The organism is Cellulomonas sp. GbtcB1 (genome assembly GCF_019091725.1).
In the GTDB taxonomy this organism is placed as follows: Bacteria; Actinomycetota; Actinomycetes; order Actinomycetales; family Cellulomonadaceae; genus Cellulomonas.
The window spans coordinates 1-238 of record NZ_JAGXJG010000534.1; the positions used below are offsets into that span (position 1 = coordinate 1).

The following is a 238-nucleotide window of genomic DNA, read 5'->3' on the forward strand; positions in this document are numbered from 1 at the left end:
CTCGACAGCGCCCGGGCCGCCGGTGTGCGCCTGGTGAACCGGGCCCGCATGTGGCACTACACCGAGGGCGTCGCGATCTGGGCGCCGGTGTGGCCGGGGCACGGCATCCGGCTCCTGCCGGGCCCGTCGTCGCTGTGGTTCGACGCGCTGGGCCGTCGGCTGTCGCCGCCCCGGGTGCCCGGGCACGGCCCCGCCGGGGCGCTCCGCCTGCTCCGCCCCGGGCCCGCCCCGCCGCCGT

Annotated in this window: 1 protein-coding gene; it reads left to right on the forward strand. The window is 81.1% G+C overall.

The genetic code is table 11. The features are described from left to right. Positions 1-238: FAD-binding protein (locus KVT14_RS21295; RefSeq protein WP_217617382.1), on the forward strand; the 238-nt coding region annotated here is incomplete at both ends.